Consider the following 21,105-nt stretch of genomic DNA (forward strand, 5'->3'; position numbering starts at 1 on the left):
ACATGAATCATCAATATCCATTGGTTTCTATTGCTGTTACGACGTATAACGGCGCTAGGTATTTAAGGCAGCAACTCGATAGTCTGCTAGCGCAAGATTATCCAAGCTTAGAAATTGTGGTGGCCGATGATTGCTCCACCGATAATACTAGAGCTATTCTTGTAGAGTACGAATGCCATGAGAATTTTCGGTGGTATAAAAATGCAAAAAATCTGGGCTATATTAAAAACTTTGAGCATGTAATTAAACGGTGCCGAGGTGAATATATCGCTTTATGCGATCAGGATGATGAGTGGTATACCGATAAAATAACTAAAACCCTTGCATTTCTTCATGAAAAAGATGCGCTATTAGCATACTGCGATGCTGATTTAATAGCAGCGGATAATTCAAAGATAGGAATGAATCTTTTGAGTCATTCGCCAACAGGGCCTATAGATGGCGGTGAGTATGAAAAGTTTTACCTCCTTAATACGGTAAATGGGTGTACTGCATTGTTTCGTCGAGAGTTGTTTGATCAGGCAGCTCCGTTCCCTATTGATGTTCCGCATGATTGGTGGCTTTCTTATATTGCAGCATTTGATGGTCGGTTGGCTCATACTGCTGATCGTTTGATGGGGTATAGAATGCATGCCAATAACACGATTGGAATATCATACCGAATAAAGAAGCGTAACCTAAAACAGTATCTAAGGAGAAAGCTTAGCCGATATTCCAAGCGTTTTATTTATGATAAAACGGTTAGGCCAGTTAAGTGGGGGCAGGAGTGTCTTGAGCATTTTGAGCGCTTTAAAGCGTTTGAGGAGGGGCGAGGTAAAACGACAACGATATTAAATGTATTGACCGATTGGATGAATGCAAAAATGTCGAATGATGCTCGGGTCGAGGAGTATCGAAGTTTCTTTTTTGAGCATCACCAGCGCTTAGGCATTAAAATGCGCTCTTTATTATTCATGACAATCCGAAAGGAGTTAATAAGGGCAAAAATTAAGTTGTGTTATACCCTCGCATCGCCATTGCTTTTTGTTATTCTGCTTCTTTGTGTGATTTGGACTGTTTTATGAAGCATTTTTCTTGTGTTTTAGAACAGTTGACTTTAAAGGAAAAGGACTGGTTGCTTGTTGGTAAGGGCCCTACGTTTGAAAAAGTGCTGAGTGTTAATCTCGGCGACTATATTACAATGGGAATTAATCATGTTGTATCTCTTATAGATGTTGATGTATTGCATGTCGCTGATATTGATGTGTTAGATGATGCTGGGGGGGCGATTGAGAAAAAGGCTAGGTATTTGTTGATGCCTCTTTATCCGCATGAAAATAATAAACCTTCATTGTCTACGTTAGATCATTTCATAGAGAAGATCCCTTTACTTCGAAAAATGAATGAGGCAGGGCGGCTGCTCTGGTACAACTCAAGTTTGGCTGGCAGAGTTAATCAGGAGTATCCGGTTGTTGCTGTTAAATACTTTAGCGCGGACGCTGCCGTCGCTTTACTCGCATCGAATGGCGTTAAACGAATTCGAACTGCAGGTATTGATGGTGCTACTGAGTATAATAAAAATTTCTCAGGGCTAAGCGAAAAAACGCGCTTATCGAATGGCCAATCTTCTTTTGATAAGCAGTTTCGTGCGATTGCTGCAACTATTATGAATACCGGAGTGGAAATACTCCCCCTTATTATGGATGATTATATTCGGGTATATGTTGGCGCAGAAATTGAGCAATCTTTGGCTTTAAAAGTGCTGGAGTATTCCATTTTAAAGAATACAAACAGCACTGTTAAGGTAACTCCTTTGTACAGTTCAGGTTTTGAGATATCTTTACCAACCAATAAAGAAAATCGTCCAAGAACCCCGTTTTCTTTTCAGCGGTTCCTTATCCCTAAGCTGAATAACTATAAAGGAAGGGCTATTTATCTTGACTCTGATATGCAGGTATTTTTTGATATCCGGGATTTGAATTCTCGTGATTTCGTAGGTAAAAATTTATTGTCTGCTTATTCGTCGGATGAGGGGGCTCGAAAGCCGCAATTTAGTGTGATGTTGCTAGATTGTGGGAGTCTAAATTGGGATGCGCAACATGTGGTTGATGGGCTGGATTTGGGACGTTACTCATATAGCCAGTTGATGCAGGATATGGCTGTTGCTGATGTCGGCGTTGTATTGGAGCCCGAGTGGAATTCTCTGGAGTCTTATCAAGAGGGGTTAACAAAGTTACTTCATTATACTGATATGAATATTCAGCCTTGGATTTCTAGAAAAAATAAGTATCTCAAAGTTTGGGTTGACGAGTTGCGTGAGGCTATCATCGAGGGGGCAATTGATTTGGGTAGCGTTGTTAGTGGTATACGCAATCAGGAGTTGCGCCCATCTTTGTTTGTTGATTTATTTCGGTCTTCGCGATACAAAAAGTTTTCCGATAAGAAAATTTATCGGATTTGTAAGTTGCTTGATAAGGGGTTTGTCCCTCCTCATAGGCGAGCTGCTGGTGAAAGAAAGGGTTGGAAATACATTTTTCAAGTCATAGCAGTATGCTATGTGAATTATAAATACAAAAGATATCGTATTCAGGGGTGTTATGAGTAGTGTAATTAGTGATGAGTATTTGGCGCTTCAAGTTGAAATGCATAAGAACCCTAATTATGGCGTCGCTTCGCTTGGTTATGCGCCAATAGTTGCAGATTATTTCGAAACTAATAAGCTGGAGAGTGTTGCCGATTATGGTGCGGGGAAGTGTAATTTGCGTAAGGGGTTGATTGCTGCGGGGGTCAAGAACTTCGATTATTTTCCCTACGACCCAGCTTTTCCTGATTATGGTTCTTTTCGGTCGGCTGACTTGGTTTGCTGTATTGATGTACTTGAGCATATTGAAGACCCATGCTTGGATAATGTTCTTACAGAACTCGCGAATAAAATGCCAAGGTATGGGTTCCTAACTGTTCATACGGGGCCTGCGCAGAAAGTCTTAGCTGACGGTCGAAATGCACATTTAATTCAACAACCTTTTGAATGGTGGGTGCGGCGTATGACCCCCTATTTTGAATTTCATCACATGCAAGCCAGTGAAGACTCAAAAGGTTTTTGGTTGCTGGTGACGTCTAAAGAAGCGAGTGTCGAATCGAGCCCTCCATTGCTTTCGCGTTGTCATTACTCTTCGTCGTTGCACAACAAAAAGTTTTCATGGTTTAAGCGGAAATAACTAGCGCTGAGTAACTTAATGAAAACATCTTCTAAGAATATTGCAATCTTGATTGACAGTTTAGCCGGAGGGGGCGCCGAAAGGGTGATGCTCACCTTGGCGCAGACCTTTATTCGCCAAGGGCATGAATGCTGTATTCTTGTTTTGGATGATGTGCGTGAGCATGATTTACCGCGTGAGATCCCAATTTATGCCGTTCCGCTGCGTACTGGCTATGAAAAGCTTTTCCCCAGTAAAGCCATTGCTAGCTTGCTGGCAACACTAAGTCAATCTATTGGTTCCTTCGATTTACATATCTCAAACCTTGAAAAAACCAACTTAGCTGTTGCTAAGCTTAATTTGCCTCGTACCTTATATGTAATTCACAATTCGGTTAAGCATACGCTTAAGCCTCGGTGGTGGCAGCCGTTTAAGTGGTGGATGACTCGGCAGTCAATTCGGTCGCTAACCGGTAAAAGTGTTGTGGCTGTATCACAAGGTGTTAAGGACGGTATTGTCGGGTCAGCCCTACTTAACCCCCAAAAACTAACGACAATATACAACCCTCTAGCGTTAAGCGAGACGTCGACTTTAGCGGATGCGTTAGATGATGAAATTCCTCAAGAGCCTTACTTGATACACGTAGGACGCGTAGCGAAGCAAAAGCGTCACGATGTTTTATTTGAAGCGCTTGCTAAAGTCAAAAAGCCGATCAAACTGGTTTGTTTGTGCCGCAATGTCAACAAGGCCCGCAAACTTGCAGAAAAGTATGGTGTGGAAGACCGAGTTATATTGCCTGGTTTTAAGCAAAACCCTTACCCGTGGATAAAGCAGGCAAAGGCGTTGGTATTAAGTTCTGATTTTGAAGGCTTTGCGATGGTGCTTGTTGAAGCTCTTAGTTTGGGGGTTGGTGTTATTAGTTCAGATTGTGATTACGGTCCAAGAGAGATACTAACAGGCCCCTTAGCTAAATGGCTTGTTGAAACTGGTGATTCAAGTGCATTAGCTGAAAAAATAAACAATTATGTTGATGAACCTCCAGAGTATTATCATCCTGAGATACTAAGTGAGGTCCAAAATGACAAAGCCGCCAGCCGTTACTTAGAGTTAGCTGAAAGAGTCTTTGCGCCAGAAGGTAGTACGGTGCAAGTTGCGGATAGTCGGAAGCCCTCACGATTGGTGACGCCATAAGATTGCTGTGTAATGTCTAAATCTAAAATCCTTTTTATCCCCGTCTCCGGCCCAGAAGGCGTTGGTGAGTATATGCGCTCACTTATATTGGCTGATGCGGTAAGTGCTTCTCTTCCTAACATAAGTATTTCTTTTGTTTTGAGTCGGCAGGCGCCTTATGCTGGCGAGTGTTCTTACCCTGTTTTTTTAACCGATGAATCGCCAACAAAGTGCTCTTCTCAGGTTGCCACTATTTTGCATGATTGCCGTCCTGATGTTGTGGTTTTTGATTGCTCTGGTCGCGCGGCACAGTACAAAATTGCTCAGTCGCTTGGCGCTAAAGTTATTTTTATTAGCCAGCATAAAAAAAAGCGCAAACGTGCATTTGCTTTGAATCGCATTGGTAATATTGATGCCCATTGCATTACGCAGTTTAAATTTGTCGATGGAGATATTTCCTGGCTTGAGCGATTCAAACTATTGTTGGCAAAAAAGCCTGCCCCCCATTTTATTGGGCCAGTATTTAGCGAGCCTAGCGCTACGCTGCCCTTTGCAACCGCTAGCTCGTATGTGGTTTTTTCTGCTGGAGGTGGCGGCCATCAGATTAATGGGGTTAGAGCGACTGATGTTTTTATTCGAGCAGCAAACCGGTGGTGTGAGGCATCGGGTGAAGAATGTCATGTTTTACTCGGCCCTAACTACCAAGGCGATGCCCTTGCGAACACGGGTGTTTACCTGCATAAGCAATTAAAAAATGCTGATTTAATGGCATTAATTAAAGGTGCTAGGGTTGCAGTGCTGGGCGGCGGAGATATGCTGTCTCAGGCGGTAGCGTTAAAAGTCCCCTCGGTTGCAATCGCGGTTGCCAAAGATCAGCCCGCAAGAGTTAAGGCAATTGCTCAGGAAGGGCTTACCCTTAAGGCCGAATTATCTGAAGAGTCGATTATACGCAGTTTAAAGTGCGAAACTGTAAAGCCTGCATATGCAGTTCCTGCTGGGCGTGAAAGATTTATGGCTGTTCTTCAAGAGCTGCTTTCTCGATAAACTAAGCGCAGCATTTTTTTAGCTTTTCCCCGCTTCCGCAATAGCATAGGTCGTTACGCCCTAATTTAATGGCAGGTAAATGTTGCCCTTGGCTATAGAGCCAGCGTTCATCCACTTGAATAAAACGTGATACTTCATGTAGTTGTAAAACAGCAGCTTTGCTTACTTTTCCTGCAGGCAGTACATCTCTGTAAAAGGCACAAAATTCTACTGTACCACTACCGCTGTTGAATTCACTGTGTAAAACCTTTAGCCCTAGCCAGAGCGTTGATGCAATCGTTTTATCTAATGCTGCCCTGTCGTCGCTAGTTCGATGGTTGGGGTGTGTGGTATTCAGTAGGTAATCAATGTTTTGAGTTTTGAATGCGCTATAGCGCGAGCGCATTAACGCCTCAGGCGTTTCAGCTTTTTGCTTGCCAGCCAGAATAGGGCCGCAGCAATTTTCGTATTCTAATCGTGAACAACAGTGGCAAAGGGTGTTTTTTGTCATATTTGTATACTTACAATTTCTCTTCAGTCAGAGCTAATAATTTGTGGGCTTCTATATCTTGATGAATCTCTTCTATATCGGGTAGCGCCTCACTATTTTTGGCGAGCTCACCAAAGCGTTCTACCTTTCCATATAAGCCCTGCTTACCCACAATAGCAGTTATAGAGTCATTATAGTGGTTGGTCACTGTTTGTAAGCTTCGCCCAAGTTTACTGAGGCGTTGTGCGATAACCGACACTTGTTGGTAAATGTCACCGGCGCGCTCGGCTAAGGCAAAGGCTTGGGAGTGGCTTCTTTCCAATAACCAAAGGTTCGATATTGTTTTGAGTACGGGCATGAGTGTTGTATTGCTAACTAAAATAATATTTTTCTGTGCGCCATACTCATAGAGTGTAGTGTCGTGTTTTAGCGCTTCTATAAAGGCGGGTTCGATTGCAAGGTACATCAAGACAAAGTGCGGGCTATTTGCGCCGTTTAATGTGCTGTAATCTTTGTGGGCTAAGTCATCCATGTGTTTGCGTAATGCTTTTACATGCTGCCCTAATGCGGTGTTTTGCGCTTGTTCTGTGTCTGCTGATACGGCAGCATCATATGCGACTAAGCTCATTTTGCTATCGACAATAATATGCTTATTGTCGGGTAGGTTGATGATAAAGTCTGGCCGTCTATTCTGGCCTTGCGTGGTTACAAAATTGGCTTCGCGTTGATAATGCACACCGCTGGTTAAACCGGAAACCTGCAGGCAGCGTTCAAGCTGTATTTCGCCCCATGTGCCTGTGAGTTTTTTATCCCCTTTTAGGGCTTTGCTTAGGCTGTGTGCCTCTTGGGTTATTTCTTGGTTAAGGGCTTTTAGGTGTTTGAGTTCTGTATTTAAGCTGGCATGAGAGGATACTTGGGTATGCTGAAATTGCTCTACTTGTTGGCTAAAGTGCCCGAGCTGCTGTTGAAAAGGCTCTAATAGTAGCTTTACCGATTGTTCTTGTTTTTTTGAAAACTCGGCGCCGTTCGCATTAAATATTTTTTGTGCTAAATGTTCGAATTGTGTGCTTAGGGCTTGTTGTTGTTTTTCAAATTGCAGTAGTTGCTGTTGATGGGCGCGCTCTCTTTCTTGTTGCTGGGTGTGTAACTGAACGACTTGATGGCTTTTTTGTTCCAGTCGAGTCGTTAATGTGGTGATTTGCGTATACTGCTGTTCGCACTGTTTGTTCAATAGTTGGTTTTCGGTATTAAGTTGTGCGGCACTTGTTTCTAAGCCTTGTAGAACCTGTAAGTCGGATTGCCTGCGTTTAATTGCCCATAACGCATGAACTATAGTGCCTATAAGTATGCCAAGCAGTAGCATGACGCTAGGAATAAAGGCGGGGGATTGTAAGGTGGACTCTAAGAATGCTGGCATATGAATGGTTTAGGGCTTTTGGCTAAGGTGCAATTATGCGCTTTTGCGGGGCGCTTGCCAAAGGGCCTGTTTATCTGGCTTAATCCTATAAAAAATGAGAGGGGTAAGTATGCAAGAGCTCAGTTTGATCGAAACCCGCGTTGTTGGTTGTTTAATTGAAAAAGCCATTACAACACCGGATCAGTATCCGTTGTCTTTAAATAGTTTAACTAATGCTTGTAATCAAAAAAGTAATCGAGACCCTGTTGTTGAGTTTGAAGAGGTTGATGTGCAAGAGGCTCTGGATAGCCTGATTGCTCAGAACTTGGCTTCTGAGGTTCGTTCCGGCGCGCGTGTTGCCAAGTATCAACATCGCTTTGGTACTAGTGAATTTGCAGAGGTGCGTTATAACGATAAAGAAATTGCTGTGTTGTGTTTGCTTTTTTTGCGTGGCGCGCAAACTCCTGGGGAGCTACGAACTCGCTCTGCACGATTATGCTCCTTTAAAGATGTTAGTGATGTGGAGTTGGTATTAACAAAGCTGTCTGATCATGCTGGAGGTCCATTTGTTCAAAAGTTACCTCGTGAACCAGGGAAGCGTGAGAACCGCTGGGCCCATTTGTTTAGTGCTGAGCTAAATGTTGATGCTCGAGCAGGCTCTGATGAGGTTGCACTGCCTAATACGACACTATCAGCTAGGGTCGAGTCGTTGGAAGGTGAGCTTGCGGAGCTAAAGGCTGCATTTTTAGATCTTAAGGCTCAATTTGACGATTTAATGGCTTAATGCAGCGCTTTATTGCGCTATTTTATGCTGTCATACCCTATGAGTAATTGCTCCCAATCTTGTTGTTCAAAAGCAAACTGGGAGCAGCGCCCAAGCTCTTTATTGAGTGAGCGAAAAAGGCGCCCGAGGTTTTGAGCTGTCCAGCTTGTTTTATTTTGTGCATCTGTTTGTAACTTGGCGCGGTCAAAATCAATAAGCCAAATCTTTCCTTGCTTGTCGCGCATGATGTTATGACAGTTTAAATCGGCGTGATAAACCCCGTGTTGGTGAAAATAGCCAATAGTCATACCCACATTGCGCCATTCTTGTGCGCTCAAGCGGTGCTTTTGCAAGTGTTGGAATAAGTCTCTGGCGTTGGGGATTTGCTTCATAAGGATATCGGCGCGATACCAGAGACCTTTTCTGGCAATTAGCCCAGCAATGGGCGTCGGCGCGGGCAACCCCCAATTGTTAAGTTTCTGAAGAATTTCCAATTCAGCATAAACCCGAGTGTTTTTGAGGCCGCTAAAAGCGTAAGTGTCGCGCATGATATGGCGTACCATGCCACCGCGATAATAATGCCGTAGCACGTAATGATCACTGTTGTTCTGGATGAAGTAGGTCGTGCTACGGCCGGAGCTTTGGCCGGTAATGGCTTTTTGCTGTTGCCAGTAACGGGGCGAAAACCAATCTTGAGTTATATCTACTGCGCCATTGGTGCAGTCCAGCAGGTGAAGGTTTCGTGAGAGTTTGGCAATACTAGGCACTTGGTAATCCTATTGCAGCTTAATACATGTGCTGATGCGGGTTGATACTGGAGTTGCCGCCAGTGAGGCTAAAATACTGCCCATTAGGCGGCTCGTAGCTGGCACCGCCAATGCCTATAATACGGTAAAGGAAGCGGGAGCACAGCAGTAACGTGAATGCCACGGTTAAAACCATACAGTACGTGCTTAGTCACTCTAGGGCTCGCCATGTAGGGGGAATACCGCTTTTGGCTTTTCAGTTGTTGGGCTGTCGTCAAAGCAAAAAGCAGTAAGATAATACCCCTGCAATATGAGAAACTAATAAGAGCTATTGCGCCTGTTGTTAATACTAAATCGTTTGTAATAGCAAAAAATACACGCAAGAAAGTTGCCCATCAATCCACATGGTTTTCGCGGGGCAGTTTATGAATTAGCCAATAGCCAATGCTCATCGCTAAGGTGACTGCTGCTATGGCATAAATGTATTGGGGCTCTACGGTATTAATATCTAAGATAATCACTTTTCGCGCTATAGCCATTAAAGCGGTAGCCAATACGATCTTGACGTGTATAGCGTCGTCACGTAGGTAAATTGTGATGTTGATTAAGATTTCTATCGCAATAAGCACGGCCATAAAGGCGCCAAAAGTAGCTAACATATCGGATATTGTGAGTATCAAGAATGGGGGTGTAACTAGGCGCTGGTAGAGTGTCCAGCCGACATCGACGACGCCCATGATAATCACAAACACCATTAATATAGCTAAGCCTTTAACACAAATTCGCACAACTTGATAAAGGCGAGATATTAACGGGTCAGAGTCTTCAAGGTTTTTCATACTTATCCATATAAAAGGGGCTTATTGCTGCTGGCAGTTGGCTCAAAGCCACAGCTTGCATTGCAATAAGCGCTTGTGAAGGAATTTTTCATGACGCTTGCGCTGGACGCCAGCGTACCGCTAAACAAGAATGTTGTAAAACGAGCACTTACGAGCACAGTCGTTTTCCGTGTTCTGGCATGTTGTACTTAAAGTAGTTGCCTTGAGGGCGCCGCGCAATGTGCGAATCCATAGGCTTATTGTGATGGTGAGTGGCCAAAAAACAAACAAAAAATAGAAGGTGGAGCTTAAAAAGACAGCGATATAGTTAAGTGCAGTGGTATTGCTTTTCTACAAAAACAATACATTGTGTATAGTAACGCCCACTGATACAAGGCTGATAAATCAGTCTATTATTTGATGCATCGTACTGAATCTGGAGTCGCCCCCTTATATGAACCTTCTATGGGTCGTACTATTGCCGCTACTGGGCACACTGGTCCCGTTATTAACAGAGCGTTTTGGTCGCAATATTTGTGCGTTTAGTGTTGCACTTTTGCCTGCTTGGTCATTAATTTTAGTGTTGATGCACGCACCAGATATATTTAATGGCGAATTTATTCGGCAAACCATTGAGTGGATCCCGTCGATGGGACTGGAGCTAGCCTTTCGAATCGATGGCTTATCACTGCTGTTTTTGTTGCTGATACTGGGTATCGGGTTATTGGTAATTTTGTATGCCCGCTATTACCTCTCGCCGAAAGACTCGATGGGGCGATTCTATGCTTACCTTATCCTTTTTATGTCAGCCATGGTTGGCATTGTTCTATCAAACAACTTGATTCAATTGTGGATGTTTTGGGAGCTAACAAGTATTAGCTCGTTCTTGTTGATTAGCTTTTGGTCGCATACCACTGAAGCCCGAAAGGGTGCGAGAATGGCGTTAACAGTGACAGGTGCTGGAGGGTTAGCGCTACTGGGTGGGCTGTTACTGATTGGTAATATTGTAGGCAGTTACGACTTAGATACGGTATTAGCTAGCGGGGATCTTATTCGCTCGCACGGTTATTACCCCATCGCTTTGATATTAGTATTACTAGGTGCGTTCACTAAATCTGCGCAATTTCCTTTTCATTTTTGGCTACCGCATGCCATGGCAGCGCCCACGCCTGTCAGTGCTTACTTGCATTCGGCCACAATGGTAAAGGCTGGCATTTTCTTGATGGCTCGCTTTTACCCTGCGCTAGCTGGCACCGACCTTTGGTTTATTGTTGTTAGCCTTACAGGTTTAACTACATTGCTTCTGGGGGCTTATATTGCTTTATTTAAGCATGACCTCAAGGGGTTACTTGCCTATTCTACGATTAGCCATCTTGGCTTAATTACGCTGCTATTAGGGTTGAACTCAGACCTCGCAGCCGTAGCCGCGGTATTTCATATTATCAACCATGCAATTTTTAAGGCCTCATTGTTTATGGCTGCGGGTATTATTGATCATGAGTCAGGCTCGCGAGATATGCGCAAGCTCAATGGGCTATGGAAATATATGCCTTATACTGCGACGTTGGCTATTGTGGCGGCGCTTTCGATGGCAGGCGTGCCGTTACTTAACGGCTTTTTATCAAAAGAAATGTTCTTTGCTGAAACGCTGAATCAAAGCGTGTTGGGGTCGTTGTCTTGGGTTATTCCTATGCTGGCGACTATCGGCGCTGCTTTTTCAGTTGCTTATTCTTTGCGCTTTATTCACGATGTATTTTTTAATGGTCAACCTATAGGTTTACCAAAGACGCCAAAAGAACCACCTCGTTACGTGAGAATACCGGTCGAAGTTCTTGTAGCGCTTTGTTTGTTGGTCGGCATATTCCCTGCGTTTGTTATTGAGGATTTGTTAAATATAGCGTCCTTAGCCATGCTTATTGATTATGTTCCGGTACACAATTTGGCAATATGGCACGGGTTTAATATCCCTTTGTTGATGAGTTTATTAGCCATGGTGGGCGGCATTATCATTTACTACAACCGGCGCCACCTTTTTGAGTTTCAGTCACATTTTCATCAGCCGGATGCAAAGTATATTTTTGAAGGTGCGGTTCAAGCGGTAGTTAATTATTGCCAGCGCATAATCAAAATGTTTGAAAACGGTTCGTTACAGCGGTACGTTTTTTTACTGTTGATATCCACGCTGGTTATGGCTTCGTACCCGCTATTGGATTTAACGAAAAATGCAGGTTCTTTACCGTTAACCCCCTATAACGGTGCGGCAATAATCGGCGCTTTATTAATGGTGCTAAGTGCTGTAGCCACGGTGATATGGCACAGGCGACGCTTTCTGGCGCTAATATACCTGTCTGTGGTTGGTTTGTTTGTATCCTTAGCGTTTGCGTTATTCTCCGCGCCTGATTTAGCCCTTACGCAGCTGTCTGTCGAAATCGTTACCATTATTTTGTTGCTGTTGGCGTTATTCTTTTTGCCGCAAAGTACACAAAAGGAGTCGACAAACCGGCGTTTAAGCGTAGATCTATTAGTTTCTGGTTTGATTGGCTGCGTAATGGGAACCATCTGTTATGCCATGTTAACGACACCTTTGAATACTATTTCAGACTTCTTTATTACCAATAGTAAAACCGGTGGTGGCGGTACGAATGTCGTTAACGTCATTCTGGTTGACTTCAGGGGCTTTGATACCCTTGGTGAGATTGTTGTGTTAGGTATAGCGGCATTAGGTATTTTTAAGCTGATTGCCAAAATGCGCATTTCTATGTCGACACGTGATGATAAAGGCCGTGCATGGAGTAATGATCCGCGCCCAATGATGCTAGAAATGGTATCGCAGAGCCTTTTACCTTTGGCGCTGCTCGTTTCAGCGTATATTTTCTTGCGTGGCCACAATATGCCTGGCGGCGGCTTTATTGCGGGCTTAATAACGGCCGTAGCCATTATTCAGCAATATATAGCGCACGGGGTTCAGTGGATAAAGCCAAGAGTTAATATCGACTATCAGTGGGTTATTGCTAGCGGGATACTCATTGCTACGGTGACAGGGTTGGGTAGCTGGATCTTTGGCGAACCGTTTCTATCAACGTGGTTCGATTATTTTGAATTACCCTGGGTTGGCAAATTTGAACTCGCCAGCGCATTGCTATTTGATTTAGGGGTGTACCTGACGGTGGTTGGTGCCGTTATGCTGATATTGGCTAATTTGGGTAGGTTAACCACCAGTGAACGTGTTGACGTTCAGGAGAACGATTAATGGAAGCCATTTATGCCTTTTGTGTTGGCATATTGACCACGTGCGGGTTCTTCCTTGTTTTAAGGGGGCGCACGTTTACCGTTGTTATTGGGTTAACGTTGCTGTCTTATGCGGTAAACCTATTCTTATTTGCTAGCGGCCGCCTTAAACTTAATGGTGCTGCCGTGCTTGGGCAGTCAGCCGAATACAGTGATCCATTGCCGCAAGCGTTGGTACTAACGGCGATTGTTATTGGTTTTGCCATGACTGCATTTGTGGTGATTTTGGCGATGCGTTCGCGGGCTGATCAGGGTAATGATCATGTTGACGGGAACCCCCCTGAGCAGTTGCCTAAATATAGCGCTAAAGACAAGAGGGGGAATTAATGCAGCATTTGCCTATTCTTCCAATTTTAATTCCGATGCTGGCGGCTGTTGTAATGCTGTTGCCGCCATTAAGTCATTCAATTGACCGGCACCGTCTTTTTGCGGTTCCTGTTATGCTTTTGCTTGTCGTTTCGTCTGCTTTGCTGTTACTTAAATGTCATCACAATGGGGGGCAAATGTATGTGTTAGGTGGTTGGCAACCGCCTTTTGGCATAGTTTTGGTGGCGGATAGGCTGTCGGCGTTAATGGTATTGTTAACCTCTGTGCTGGGGTTAGGGGCGCAACTTTACGCCTGTGCTGGCGACGATAAAGAGGGGATGTATTTTCACCCGTTGTTTATGTTTCAAATAATGGGGGTCAATGGCGCATTTTTGACGGGCGACATTTTTAACCTTTTTGTTTTCTTTGAAGTATTGCTGATCGCATCATACGCATTACTAATACATGGCGGCGGTAAGCAAAAAACGAAAGCCAATGTGCATTATGTAGTTTTGAATTTAGTGGGTTCGAGCATTTTCTTGTTTGCGCTTGGTACTTTATATGGGACGGTTGGTTCATTAAATATTGAAGATATGGCTAATAAAGTCCCTCTGTTAGGTGAGCAGGAGCAATCTTTAGCTAAAGCCGGTGGACTATTGTTATTGGTTGTCTTCGGCTTAAAAGCCGCATTGTTACCTTTGCATTTTTGGTTACCCAAAACTTACGCGGCAGCGAGCGCGCCAGTGGCTGCATTATTTGCCATTATGACTAAGGTTGGTGTCTATAGTATTTTAAGGGTGCATACGACGATTTTTGGAGAGGGTGCGGGAGCCTTGGCGGATATTACCATACCTTGGTTGTGGCCCTTGGCGCTGCTCACTGTAGCCTTTGGTGCAGTGGGTGTGCTTGCAAGCCCCAGCTTACGTTTAACAACTTCTAACTTGGTGGTTGTTTCGGTGGGTTCGCTTTTATTGGCCGTTGCTATGCAGCGCGAAGCGGCTACTTCTGCAGCCCTTTACTATATGCTCCACTCCACTTTGATTACAGGTGCCTTATTCTTGCTCTCGGATATTATCGGCAAGCAACGTGGCAAAGCTGAGGATCGATATGTTATTGCGCGTGAAATGAAGCACGCAAAAGTCATTGGTATAGCATTTTTTATTGCTGCATTGACGGTTGTAGGTATGCCGCCTTTATCGGGTTTTGTCGGCAAGGTGCTCATACTGCAAGCTGCGCAAGGTATGCAGGAAATGGTTTGGGTGTGGCCGGTTGTTTTATTGGCTGGGTTGGCAAGTCTAGTGGCCTTATCGCGTGCAGGCACTACTATTTTTTGGCGAGCAGCTGGAGGTGATGGCGGGAATGAGGATCGTGTATCCCCGTTAAAATTTATTGCTGTTGCGCTGCTACTGTTTATGTCTCCGTTGTTAGTGATTTTTGGAGGTCCCGTTACTCACTACACCCAGCTAGCTGCGGTGCAGCTGCACGAAAGGGGGCCGCAAACCGAGGTAACCCTGCCGCAGGAGGGCGCTAATGAATACTAAACCGCGTTTTCGTTTGCTACCTATGCCGGTGCATTCTTTGCTGCTTTTTGTTGTTTGGTTGCTGCTTAACAACACTGTAGCGCCGGGGCATATTGTTTTAGGTGCTTTTTTAGCTTTTGTTATCCCTTTGCTTACATCGGGTATGCAAGATCCCCAGCCAAGGTTTCACAAACCTATGGTGACTATCCGCTATGCTCTAATGGTTTTGGGCGATATCGTTGTGGCAAATTTTGAGGTGGCGGTATTGGTGGTTGGCCCTGCAAAAAAATTGCGCCCGGCTTTTATCGCTGTCCCTTTAAGCCTTGAGCATGATCTACCCATCACCATACTCTCTAGTACAGTATCTTTAACGCCAGGCACGGTGAGTGCAGAAGTTTCCGAAGATAAAAAATGGCTGTATGTGCATGTACTTAAACTCTCGGATAAAGCTGCGCTTATTGCATTAATCAAACAGCGTTATGAGCAACCGCTTATGGAGATTTTTGAATGTTAAACGCGGCAATAATGGTGGCGACTGTATTGGTTTGTTCGTCCTTGATGCTTAATTTATGGCGGCTATTTAAAGGGCCTAGCAGGCCCGATCGAATATTGGCATTAGACACAATGTACATAAACAGCATTGCATTAATCATTTTGTTTGGCATTTCTGCCGGTACTGCACTCTATTTTGAAGCGGCATTGTTAATTGCCATGCTGGGGTTTGTGAGTACTGCTGCAATGTGTAAATACATTCTACGTGGCGACTTGATTGAGTAAGCGCTTCTTATTTTGGGTAGAAATATAGTTAGGGTTTGATAATGGTATTTTGGGTTGAGTTAATTGCATCAATACTTTTAGTGGCTGGGGCGGTTTTTGTTTTTGTTGGTTCCTTGGGCCTTGCTAAATTGCCCGATTTTTATACGCGCTTGCATGGCCCAACTAAGGCGACAACCTTGGGTATGGGGTGTTTTCTCATTGCCTCAATGATTCTAGTGACCTCTCAGCAAGGCTACTTAAGCTTACATGAGCTTTTGATTACGTTGTTTTTGCTAATTACAGCACCAGTTACCGCCCATATGCTGGCTAAAACCGCCATGCACCATAAGCTAGATATTCTTGAAAAGACGACGGATAAGGATTTATCTGAGCGTGCTCGCGAGCGAATGAACCCTTAGACGCTGCGAAACAGCTTTAACAAGGTATGGGGAAGGGTATTTGGGAGACTTGTTAGGCCTGTTGTGTGATTTGGCTTGCTGCTTTTTAATAGCAAACCTCTGTCTATTGTTGCGGTTATTACCCGCATTCGGGCTCTTCTCCGCTTTAGTGAGGTGATCTAGTGGCTTCCATAGAACATGGATTGCTCGTCAGGCATCGATGATTGCCTTATTTTTAGCTTGAAGTACTCGGTATCCTTGATGCCTCTTGCTCGCTTGCGAATCATGCCAATGCTGACATTGCCGGCTTCAATTCTGGCGCTAGTCAGCCCGTGTTTTCCGTAGTTACAAATGCCTACGCTATGCTTCCTTAGTGACTTTGCAAATTTCTTGAGATAGAGCATATTCGTCTGTTCCGCGATGTCGCACCACTGCTCCAATGCATTCATCATGGCGTCATAATTCCCTGCATTCCACAAAGCTTGGAGCTGCTCTTTGAGTATATAAAGTGTATTGATATTGGAATTATTTTCGAGCAATGTCTGGAGTTTATTGGCTTGTTTATCATTTAACTTGTCGGCATTTTTTAACAACAGGTAGTGGGTACCTTTAAGCTGCTCTTTGCCTGCGCGATCCGCCTTTCTGAACTCGATCCTACGCTGATTGCTCATGGCTTTACTGTAGTTTTGCATCACATGAAACCGATCGAAAACAATGTCAGCATTAGGCAAGCATTCGCGTACCGATTTTTGATAGGCTGGCCCCATATCCATGGCTACCGCCTCTATGTTTTCAGCGGTTTGTGCTGGTAAGCGCTTTAGAAACGCTGTCAACACCTCGGCTTTACGGCCTGTCTCAACGCCAATTAAATGACCGGATTCCATGTCATAAATCACCGTCATATAATCATGGCCTTTGGCTCTAGCGACTTCATCGACCCCAAGATATTTTAAGTCAATTAATTTTTCAGGATTAAGTGCAGGCAACGTTTTCTCTAGGTGAAATTTATCCATATTTTTCACCGTTTCCCATCGTAGCTTTAGGTGCCGACTGACCGTGCTGATACTCATATGGCGACACAATCCGCTCACCAACTGGCAAAATCTTTGAGTATAGCGATTGCCTGTATCGACAAATTCGCAAGCCTCCATTAGACGCCTACCGCAAGTCGTCACAACTTGAGCGAGCTCAACTTCCAAATAGCACTCGAAGCCACACAAAGGGACATCACGGATCGTTCTGCGCAAGTATCGGTTGATGTTGGCCGCCTCATTACTTGACGGGTCAATCGCTCTATAACGACGGTCTCGCTTGCAGTGTATAGTCAATCTTTGCAGGGCCAAGTCATGCTGAACTTGTTTGACACGCTGACCAGGAAGGCTCAAAATTTTGCTGGAGATGTTAAGGCTCATATATTCGTTTAAGTGTAGTGGCGTGAGAACCTTACATTTCAACGGATATGCCGGGTCTTAGCATCTCTTTTTACCTCACTAAAGCGGAGAAGAGCCCGCATTCGATACCGTCATGAAACACACTATAAGTCCTCGAATAAACAAGGGTACACAATATGGCGAGCCAGAAAACTCCACAAGGCTTGATACATGGGGCGTTACTGGCCCTTCTAGTACCACTGGTTTTACTGTCATACGACGAAAGCTAAATACCTTCGGGGGCCACCCCTGAAGTCTACATTGAGCAAGCGCTCAAATGCGTGTCGTCATCCGGGCGATGCTCCTTCTGCTGGTGAGTGGGTAATATTTCAATTGCCAATGGATTCAACCACGGTTAATTACACCTAGGGTGATAGTGAGCCGCAGCAAGCGTCTTTTGAATGTAATGATGGCCAATTTAAGGTTATAAACTCTTCAGCTTCTCACAAAAAAATTACTATTTTTAGAAGAGCCCTAGATTTTTTATTGATTAAAGTCGGCCCTACATCCTATTTATAAAGTGTCGTAGCTGGCGTTGCTTAATTGGTCTCCTCCGTTATTCCTCCCGAAGTCGGCTGCTTAGATCTCATCTTCTGTTACCAATTAATACTCCAGTCTTTCCGGTAGGGCTTTAAGGGGCTGAACTGCTGTTTGTAAGGTTTTCTGTGTTTGTTCAAAAATTGCTATAAATGATGATTCCTGTGCCGGCGGCGGTGGCACGATGTTCGCTAACGATTCCCTTATTGGTTCGGTATTGCGGTGTAGAAGGTTTTTTCTTGCCGTACATTGAATTGCAATGGTGCAGGTTCGATGGAGCGCCGCACCATGATGGCGAACCTTTGGTCGCGAAAGCTGTGTACGTTTTTATTCATCAATATGCGAGATAACTATGAACAAACTCGAAATGACAGAAGCCATTATGACGGCAAAATCCTCTATGTCGGTAACCTGGGAAGAGGCGGGAAGTGCGATTGGCGCATCTCCCGTATGGTTGGCATCTGCCTGCTTGGGTATGAATTCTGCTCCGGCTAAAACCGCGGCTGCCATTGCTGAGTATTTTTCTTTGGGTGAGGAAGTTGTTGCAGCTTTAGAGGCTTACCCCACGAAAATATGGGATCAAGCGGTACCGACAGACCCTTTAATTTATCGCCTGTACGAAGTGGTGGGCGTATATGGCGAAACGCTAAAAGAAGTGATTCAAGAAAAGTTTGGCGATGGGATTATGAGTGCAATTGATTTTTCAATGGATGTCGCGAAAGAGGAGTGCCCAAAAGGTGACCGAGTGGTGCTGACTCTAAACGGGAAATTTTTGCCTTATAAGTCTTGGTAGCGCGTTTTAGCTTAAACTCAAGGGTTTGGGTTTAATGGCCTGATTCGTTACACTAGCGCGTTATTCTGCGCGTTATTCGCGCCTTTGTTGATTAAGGTGGCTAGTGAGTTCCATTCAGTCTATCTGCGTTTTGCGTTTGTCGGCGATTGGTGATGTATGCCATGCCGTCGCCGTTGTGCAGGCAATACAAGCTTATTATCCTGAAGCAAAAATCACTTGGATTATTGGCCGGGTAGAGGCGGCTTTATTAAAGCAATTGCCTAATGTCAGGTTTGTGGTTTTTGATAAGCAGCAAGGTTTTTCGGCCTATCGCCAATTGCGCAAGCAGCTGCCAGAACAGTTTGATGTGCTTTTGCATATGCAGGTTGCCTTACGAGCGAATATTGCTGCCGCTTGTGTGCGTGCGACTCGTAAAATTGGCTTTCCTAAGCATTTATCTAAAGAGGGGCACGGCCTTGTGGTCAATGAGCGGGTTCGGGCTTTGCCCCAGCCTCATGTGCTTGATGGTTTTGCGGCCTTCGCTCATGCTATTGGCGTACCTGAGTTTACTCCTGCTTGGAATATTCCGCTGCAGCCCGAAGTTTTGGATTGGCTCGATGTATTTTGTTCTGAGCATGCACTGGAGCAACAAAAAATCTTGGTAATTTCCCCGTCGGCAAGCAATGCAGAGCGTAATTGGTTGCCGGAGCGTTATGCTCAGGTTGCTGATTATGCCGTTTCCAAAGGGTTCGCTGTTTTATTGTGTGGCGGCCCGGCAGATCACGAAAAAGCACTGGGTTTGGCTATTGAACAGCAAAGTGTAAGCCCTTTAATCAATGTGATTGGACAAACAAGCTTGCTGCAGCTGTTAGCTTTGCTGAAACGCGCTGATATTGTTGTAAGTCCAGATTCTGGCCCAGCACATATGGCAACCACACAAGGCACGCCTGTGATTGGTTTATATGCGCACAGTAACCCTGCGCGAACGGGGCCTTACAATTCGTTGCAGTGGGTGGTTGAGGTTTACCATCAACATCTTCTTAGGCAAAAAGGCAGTCCTCCGCACCGCTGGGGGGTGAGGGTTAAAGGTGCGGATCTTATGGCGGATATTTCCGTTGAAAGTGTTGTACAAATGTTTGATGCGGTTTGTTCGCAAGCGAGCCTAATAAATGACTAGGCGCGCATTATTTTTAGATCGCGATGGGGTCATTAATATCGATAAAGGTTATGTGCATAAGATTGATGATTTTGATTTTGTGCCCGGTATTTTTGAATTCTGCCGTCAAGCGGTTGAGCAGGGTTACCAGCTTATTGTGGTAACGAACCAGTCTGGTATTGGGCGAGGGTATTACACCGAGCAAGATTTTCGCACGTTAACACAGTGGATGCTTGATGCGTTTGCGGATAAGGGGGCTCCGATTCAAAAAGTTTTTTATTGCCCTCACCATCCTACTGCGGGGCGGGGCAATTATTTACAGGACTGTGAGTGTCGTAAACCCAAGCCAGGTATGTTAAATCAAGCTATTGGCGAATTCGGGCTAACAGCTGAACAGTGCTTGATGCTGGGTGACAATCAAAGTGATATAGCTGCGGCCCAAGCTGCAGGGGTGAGGGGGGTTAAGGTAAAAAGTGGCGGGGCAGACTACCAAGCGTTGGCAGCGTTACTTTTGTAACTTAAAGCGTAATCGTGTGACATAAAAAAAGGAGAGGCAATGCTCTCCTTTTTTTATGTCTATTCATTTTAGCTTAAGCTTCTTCGCTTTCTTCTGTTTGTGCGGGTCTATTTTTTATGGCTAACTTGCCGAAAAATATACCAATTTCAAAAAGTCCCCACATCGGAAATGCGAGTAAAGATTGGCTTACTACATCCGGTGGTGTCATTAGCATGGCAATAACAAAGCAAGCAACGATCACATAGGGGCGTTTTTGCGCTAAGCCTTCTGGCGAAATAACGCCTGCAGTAACAAGGATGACTGTTGCAACGGGTATTTCAAACGCTAAACCAAAGGCAAAAAATAGCTTTATAACCAAACTTAAAAAAGTTGTGATGTCGGGCATTAAGGCTACATCGTCAGGCGTAATGGCATTAAAAAACATAAATATTGGCGGCAGCACAATAAAGTATGCGAAGGCAATACCAAGGTAAAACAGCACTATGCTAGAGGCGAAAATAGGTTTTGCGAGCCGCTTTTCATTGCGATAAAGAGCCGGAGCAATAAACGCCCATATTTGATAAAGCAAAAAAGGCATAGCAATAAAAACAGACACGAAGAATGTCAGTTTAAAAGGGGTTAAAAAGGTGGCGGTAACATCGGTAGCGATCATTGTGCTGGTGCCTTCTAGCGCCTGCATCAATGGTTGGGCTACGAAATTGTAAATATCCCTAGCAAAGTAAATGAGCGAAATAAAAATGATGACCACGGCAAGTACTGCACGCACAAGGCGGTCGCGCAATTCGGTCAAATGCTCAACTAAGGGTTGGGTTTCTTGCTCTTCTTCAAACTCGTCGGTCATAG

The 21,105-nt window shown here is 44.5% G+C and carries 21 protein-coding genes; 15 read left to right on the top strand and 6 right to left on the bottom strand.

Features of this window, described 5'->3' with window-relative positions:
• Nucleotides 1–2 precede the first annotated feature (2 nt).
• From MARGE09_RS09005 to MARGE09_RS09025, 5 genes are read left to right on the top strand one after another with little or no spacing between them, the layout of a single operon-like run.
• Complete coding sequence (locus tag MARGE09_RS09005) at nt 3–1,064, top strand: glycosyltransferase family 2 protein (protein ID WP_236987001.1); 1,062 nt, start codon at nt 3–5, stop codon at nt 1,062–1,064.
• Complete coding sequence (locus MARGE09_RS09010; RefSeq protein WP_236987002.1) at nt 1,061–2,584, top strand: glycosyltransferase family protein; 1,524 nt, start codon at nt 1,061–1,063, stop codon at nt 2,582–2,584. The genes MARGE09_RS09005 and MARGE09_RS09010 overlap by 4 nt, the downstream gene beginning before the upstream one ends.
• Entirely contained in the window at nt 2,577–3,197 is a 621-nt protein-coding gene (locus MARGE09_RS09015; RefSeq protein ID WP_236987003.1) for a class I SAM-dependent methyltransferase, read from the top strand. Before MARGE09_RS09010 ends, MARGE09_RS09015 begins: the two co-directional genes overlap by 8 nt.
• Nucleotides 3,198–3,215: 18 nt before the next feature.
• On the top strand, nt 3,216–4,367 hold the full coding sequence (locus tag MARGE09_RS09020) for a glycosyltransferase (protein ID WP_236987004.1): 1,152 nt from the start codon (nt 3,216–3,218) through the stop codon (nt 4,365–4,367).
• Nucleotides 4,368–4,379: 12 nt separating this feature from the next.
• Nucleotides 4,380–5,390 (top strand): hypothetical protein, encoded by a 1,011-nt coding sequence (locus MARGE09_RS09025; protein ID WP_236987005.1) that lies wholly within the window; start codon nt 4,380–4,382, stop codon nt 5,388–5,390.
• 1 nt (nt 5,391) lies between these two features.
• Here the strand turns inward: MARGE09_RS09025 and MARGE09_RS09030 are convergent, their stop codons facing one another.
• On the bottom strand, nt 5,392–5,880 hold the full coding sequence (locus MARGE09_RS09030) for a YchJ family protein (protein ID WP_236987006.1): 489 nt from the start codon (nt 5,878–5,880) through the stop codon (nt 5,392–5,394).
• A gap of 10 nt (nt 5,881–5,890) precedes the next feature.
• Entirely contained in the window at nt 5,891–7,276 is a 1,386-nt protein-coding gene (locus tag MARGE09_RS09035) for a DNA recombination protein RmuC (RefSeq protein ID WP_236987007.1), read from the bottom strand.
• A gap of 109 nt (nt 7,277–7,385) precedes the next feature.
• Here MARGE09_RS09035 and MARGE09_RS09040 point away from each other — a divergent pair, with 109 nt between their 5' ends.
• Nucleotides 7,386–8,039, top strand: coding sequence for a YceH family protein (locus MARGE09_RS09040; RefSeq protein WP_236987008.1), 654 nt, complete (start codon nt 7,386–7,388; stop codon nt 8,037–8,039).
• A 17-nt stretch (nt 8,040–8,056) separates the two neighbouring features.
• On the opposite strand, the gene MARGE09_RS09045 is transcribed toward MARGE09_RS09040, so the two are convergent.
• A complete protein-coding gene (locus tag MARGE09_RS09045; protein ID WP_236987009.1) occupies nt 8,057–8,785 on the bottom strand; it encodes a 3-deoxy-D-manno-octulosonic acid kinase in 729 nt (242 codons plus the stop codon).
• Nucleotides 8,786–9,159: 374 nt separating this feature from the next.
• Nucleotides 9,160–9,603: a phosphate-starvation-inducible PsiE family protein gene (locus MARGE09_RS09050; protein WP_236987010.1), complete on the bottom strand. Its 444-nt coding sequence runs from the start codon at nt 9,601–9,603 to the stop codon at nt 9,160–9,162.
• A 433-nt stretch (nt 9,604–10,036) separates the two neighbouring features.
• On the opposite strand from MARGE09_RS09050, the gene MARGE09_RS09055 reads away from it, so the two are divergent.
• From MARGE09_RS09055 to MARGE09_RS09080, 6 genes are read left to right on the top strand one after another with little or no spacing between them, the layout of a single operon-like run.
• A complete protein-coding gene (locus MARGE09_RS09055) occupies nt 10,037–12,832 on the top strand; it encodes a monovalent cation/H+ antiporter subunit A (RefSeq protein ID WP_236987011.1) in 2,796 nt (931 codons plus the stop codon).
• A complete protein-coding gene (locus MARGE09_RS09060; protein WP_236987012.1) occupies nt 12,832–13,197 on the top strand; it encodes a Na+/H+ antiporter subunit C in 366 nt (121 codons plus the stop codon). Before MARGE09_RS09055 ends, MARGE09_RS09060 begins: the two co-directional genes overlap by 1 nt.
• A complete protein-coding gene (locus tag MARGE09_RS09065) occupies nt 13,197–14,717 on the top strand; it encodes a monovalent cation/H+ antiporter subunit D (protein WP_236987013.1) in 1,521 nt (506 codons plus the stop codon). The genes MARGE09_RS09060 and MARGE09_RS09065 overlap by 1 nt, the downstream gene beginning before the upstream one ends.
• A complete protein-coding gene (locus MARGE09_RS09070; RefSeq protein WP_236987014.1) occupies nt 14,707–15,210 on the top strand; it encodes a Na+/H+ antiporter subunit E in 504 nt (167 codons plus the stop codon). Before MARGE09_RS09065 ends, MARGE09_RS09070 begins: the two co-directional genes overlap by 11 nt.
• Complete coding sequence (locus tag MARGE09_RS09075) at nt 15,204–15,473, top strand: K+/H+ antiporter subunit F (protein ID WP_236987015.1); 270 nt, start codon at nt 15,204–15,206, stop codon at nt 15,471–15,473. Before MARGE09_RS09070 ends, MARGE09_RS09075 begins: the two co-directional genes overlap by 7 nt.
• A 41-nt stretch (nt 15,474–15,514) precedes the next feature.
• The gene (locus MARGE09_RS09080; protein WP_236987016.1) at nt 15,515–15,871 is read left to right on the top strand and encodes a Na+/H+ antiporter subunit G; all 357 of its coding nucleotides are present in this window, start codon (nt 15,515–15,517) and stop codon (nt 15,869–15,871) included.
• A gap of 158 nt (nt 15,872–16,029) precedes the next feature.
• Here MARGE09_RS09080 and MARGE09_RS09085 read toward each other — a convergent pair whose 3' ends face one another.
• The gene (locus tag MARGE09_RS09085) at nt 16,030–17,262 is read right to left on the bottom strand and encodes an ISL3 family transposase (RefSeq protein WP_236981837.1); all 1,233 of its coding nucleotides are present in this window, start codon (nt 17,260–17,262) and stop codon (nt 16,030–16,032) included.
• Between the two features lie 907 nt (nt 17,263–18,169).
• On the opposite strand from MARGE09_RS09085, the gene cynS reads away from it, so the two are divergent.
• The 3 genes from cynS (at nt 18,170) to gmhB (ending at nt 20,262) form a co-directional block, all read left to right on the top strand.
• Nucleotides 18,170–18,610, top strand: a complete 441-nt coding sequence (cynS, locus tag MARGE09_RS09090) for a cyanase (RefSeq protein WP_236987017.1) — start codon at nt 18,170–18,172, stop codon at nt 18,608–18,610.
• A 103-nt stretch (nt 18,611–18,713) separates the two neighbouring features.
• A complete protein-coding gene (locus tag MARGE09_RS09095; RefSeq protein WP_236987018.1) occupies nt 18,714–19,766 on the top strand; it encodes a glycosyltransferase family 9 protein in 1,053 nt (350 codons plus the stop codon).
• A complete protein-coding gene (gene gmhB / locus MARGE09_RS09100; protein WP_236987019.1) occupies nt 19,759–20,262 on the top strand; it encodes a D-glycero-beta-D-manno-heptose 1,7-bisphosphate 7-phosphatase in 504 nt (167 codons plus the stop codon). Before MARGE09_RS09095 ends, gmhB begins: the two co-directional genes overlap by 8 nt.
• A gap of 73 nt (nt 20,263–20,335) precedes the next feature.
• Here the strand turns inward: gmhB and tatC are convergent, their stop codons facing one another.
• Nucleotides 20,336–21,103, bottom strand: coding sequence for a twin-arginine translocase subunit TatC (tatC, locus tag MARGE09_RS09105; RefSeq protein ID WP_236987020.1), 768 nt, complete (start codon nt 21,101–21,103; stop codon nt 20,336–20,338).
• Nucleotides 21,104–21,105 lie beyond the last annotated feature (2 nt).

Origin of the sequence: Marinagarivorans cellulosilyticus (assembly GCF_021655555.1) — a bacterium.
In the GTDB taxonomy this organism is placed as follows: Bacteria; Pseudomonadota; Gammaproteobacteria; order Pseudomonadales; family Cellvibrionaceae; genus Marinagarivorans; species Marinagarivorans cellulosilyticus.

Coding starts and splice junctions, on each gene's coding strand:
- MARGE09_RS09080 (WP_236987016.1), top strand. CDS start 15,515: ATGGTATTTTGGGTTGAGTTAATTGCATCAATACTTTTAGTGGCTGGG.
- MARGE09_RS09035 (WP_236987007.1), bottom strand. CDS start 7,276: ATGCCAGCATTCTTAGAGTCCACCTTACAATCCCCCGCCTTTATTCCT.
- MARGE09_RS09005 (WP_236987001.1), top strand. CDS start 3: ATGAATCATCAATATCCATTGGTTTCTATTGCTGTTACGACGTATAAC.
- MARGE09_RS09060 (WP_236987012.1), top strand. CDS start 12,832: ATGGAAGCCATTTATGCCTTTTGTGTTGGCATATTGACCACGTGCGGG.
- MARGE09_RS09050 (WP_236987010.1), bottom strand. CDS start 9,603: ATGAAAAACCTTGAAGACTCTGACCCGTTAATATCTCGCCTTTATCAA.
- MARGE09_RS09055 (WP_236987011.1), top strand. CDS start 10,037: ATGAACCTTCTATGGGTCGTACTATTGCCGCTACTGGGCACACTGGTC.
- tatC (WP_236987020.1), bottom strand. CDS start 21,103: ATGACCGACGAGTTTGAAGAAGAGCAAGAAACCCAACCCTTAGTTGAG.
- MARGE09_RS09015 (WP_236987003.1), top strand. CDS start 2,577: ATGAGTAGTGTAATTAGTGATGAGTATTTGGCGCTTCAAGTTGAAATG.
- MARGE09_RS09065 (WP_236987013.1), top strand. CDS start 13,197: ATGCAGCATTTGCCTATTCTTCCAATTTTAATTCCGATGCTGGCGGCT.
- MARGE09_RS09040 (WP_236987008.1), top strand. CDS start 7,386: ATGCAAGAGCTCAGTTTGATCGAAACCCGCGTTGTTGGTTGTTTAATT.
- gmhB (WP_236987019.1), top strand. CDS start 19,759: ATGACTAGGCGCGCATTATTTTTAGATCGCGATGGGGTCATTAATATC.
- MARGE09_RS09030 (WP_236987006.1), bottom strand. CDS start 5,880: ATGACAAAAAACACCCTTTGCCACTGTTGTTCACGATTAGAATACGAA.
- MARGE09_RS09025 (WP_236987005.1), top strand. CDS start 4,380: ATGTCTAAATCTAAAATCCTTTTTATCCCCGTCTCCGGCCCAGAAGGC.
- MARGE09_RS09020 (WP_236987004.1), top strand. CDS start 3,216: ATGAAAACATCTTCTAAGAATATTGCAATCTTGATTGACAGTTTAGCC.
- MARGE09_RS09075 (WP_236987015.1), top strand. CDS start 15,204: ATGTTAAACGCGGCAATAATGGTGGCGACTGTATTGGTTTGTTCGTCC.
- MARGE09_RS09085 (WP_236981837.1), bottom strand. CDS start 17,262: ATGAGCCTTAACATCTCCAGCAAAATTTTGAGCCTTCCTGGTCAGCGT.
- MARGE09_RS09010 (WP_236987002.1), top strand. CDS start 1,061: ATGAAGCATTTTTCTTGTGTTTTAGAACAGTTGACTTTAAAGGAAAAG.
- cynS (WP_236987017.1), top strand. CDS start 18,170: ATGAACAAACTCGAAATGACAGAAGCCATTATGACGGCAAAATCCTCT.
- MARGE09_RS09070 (WP_236987014.1), top strand. CDS start 14,707: ATGAATACTAAACCGCGTTTTCGTTTGCTACCTATGCCGGTGCATTCT.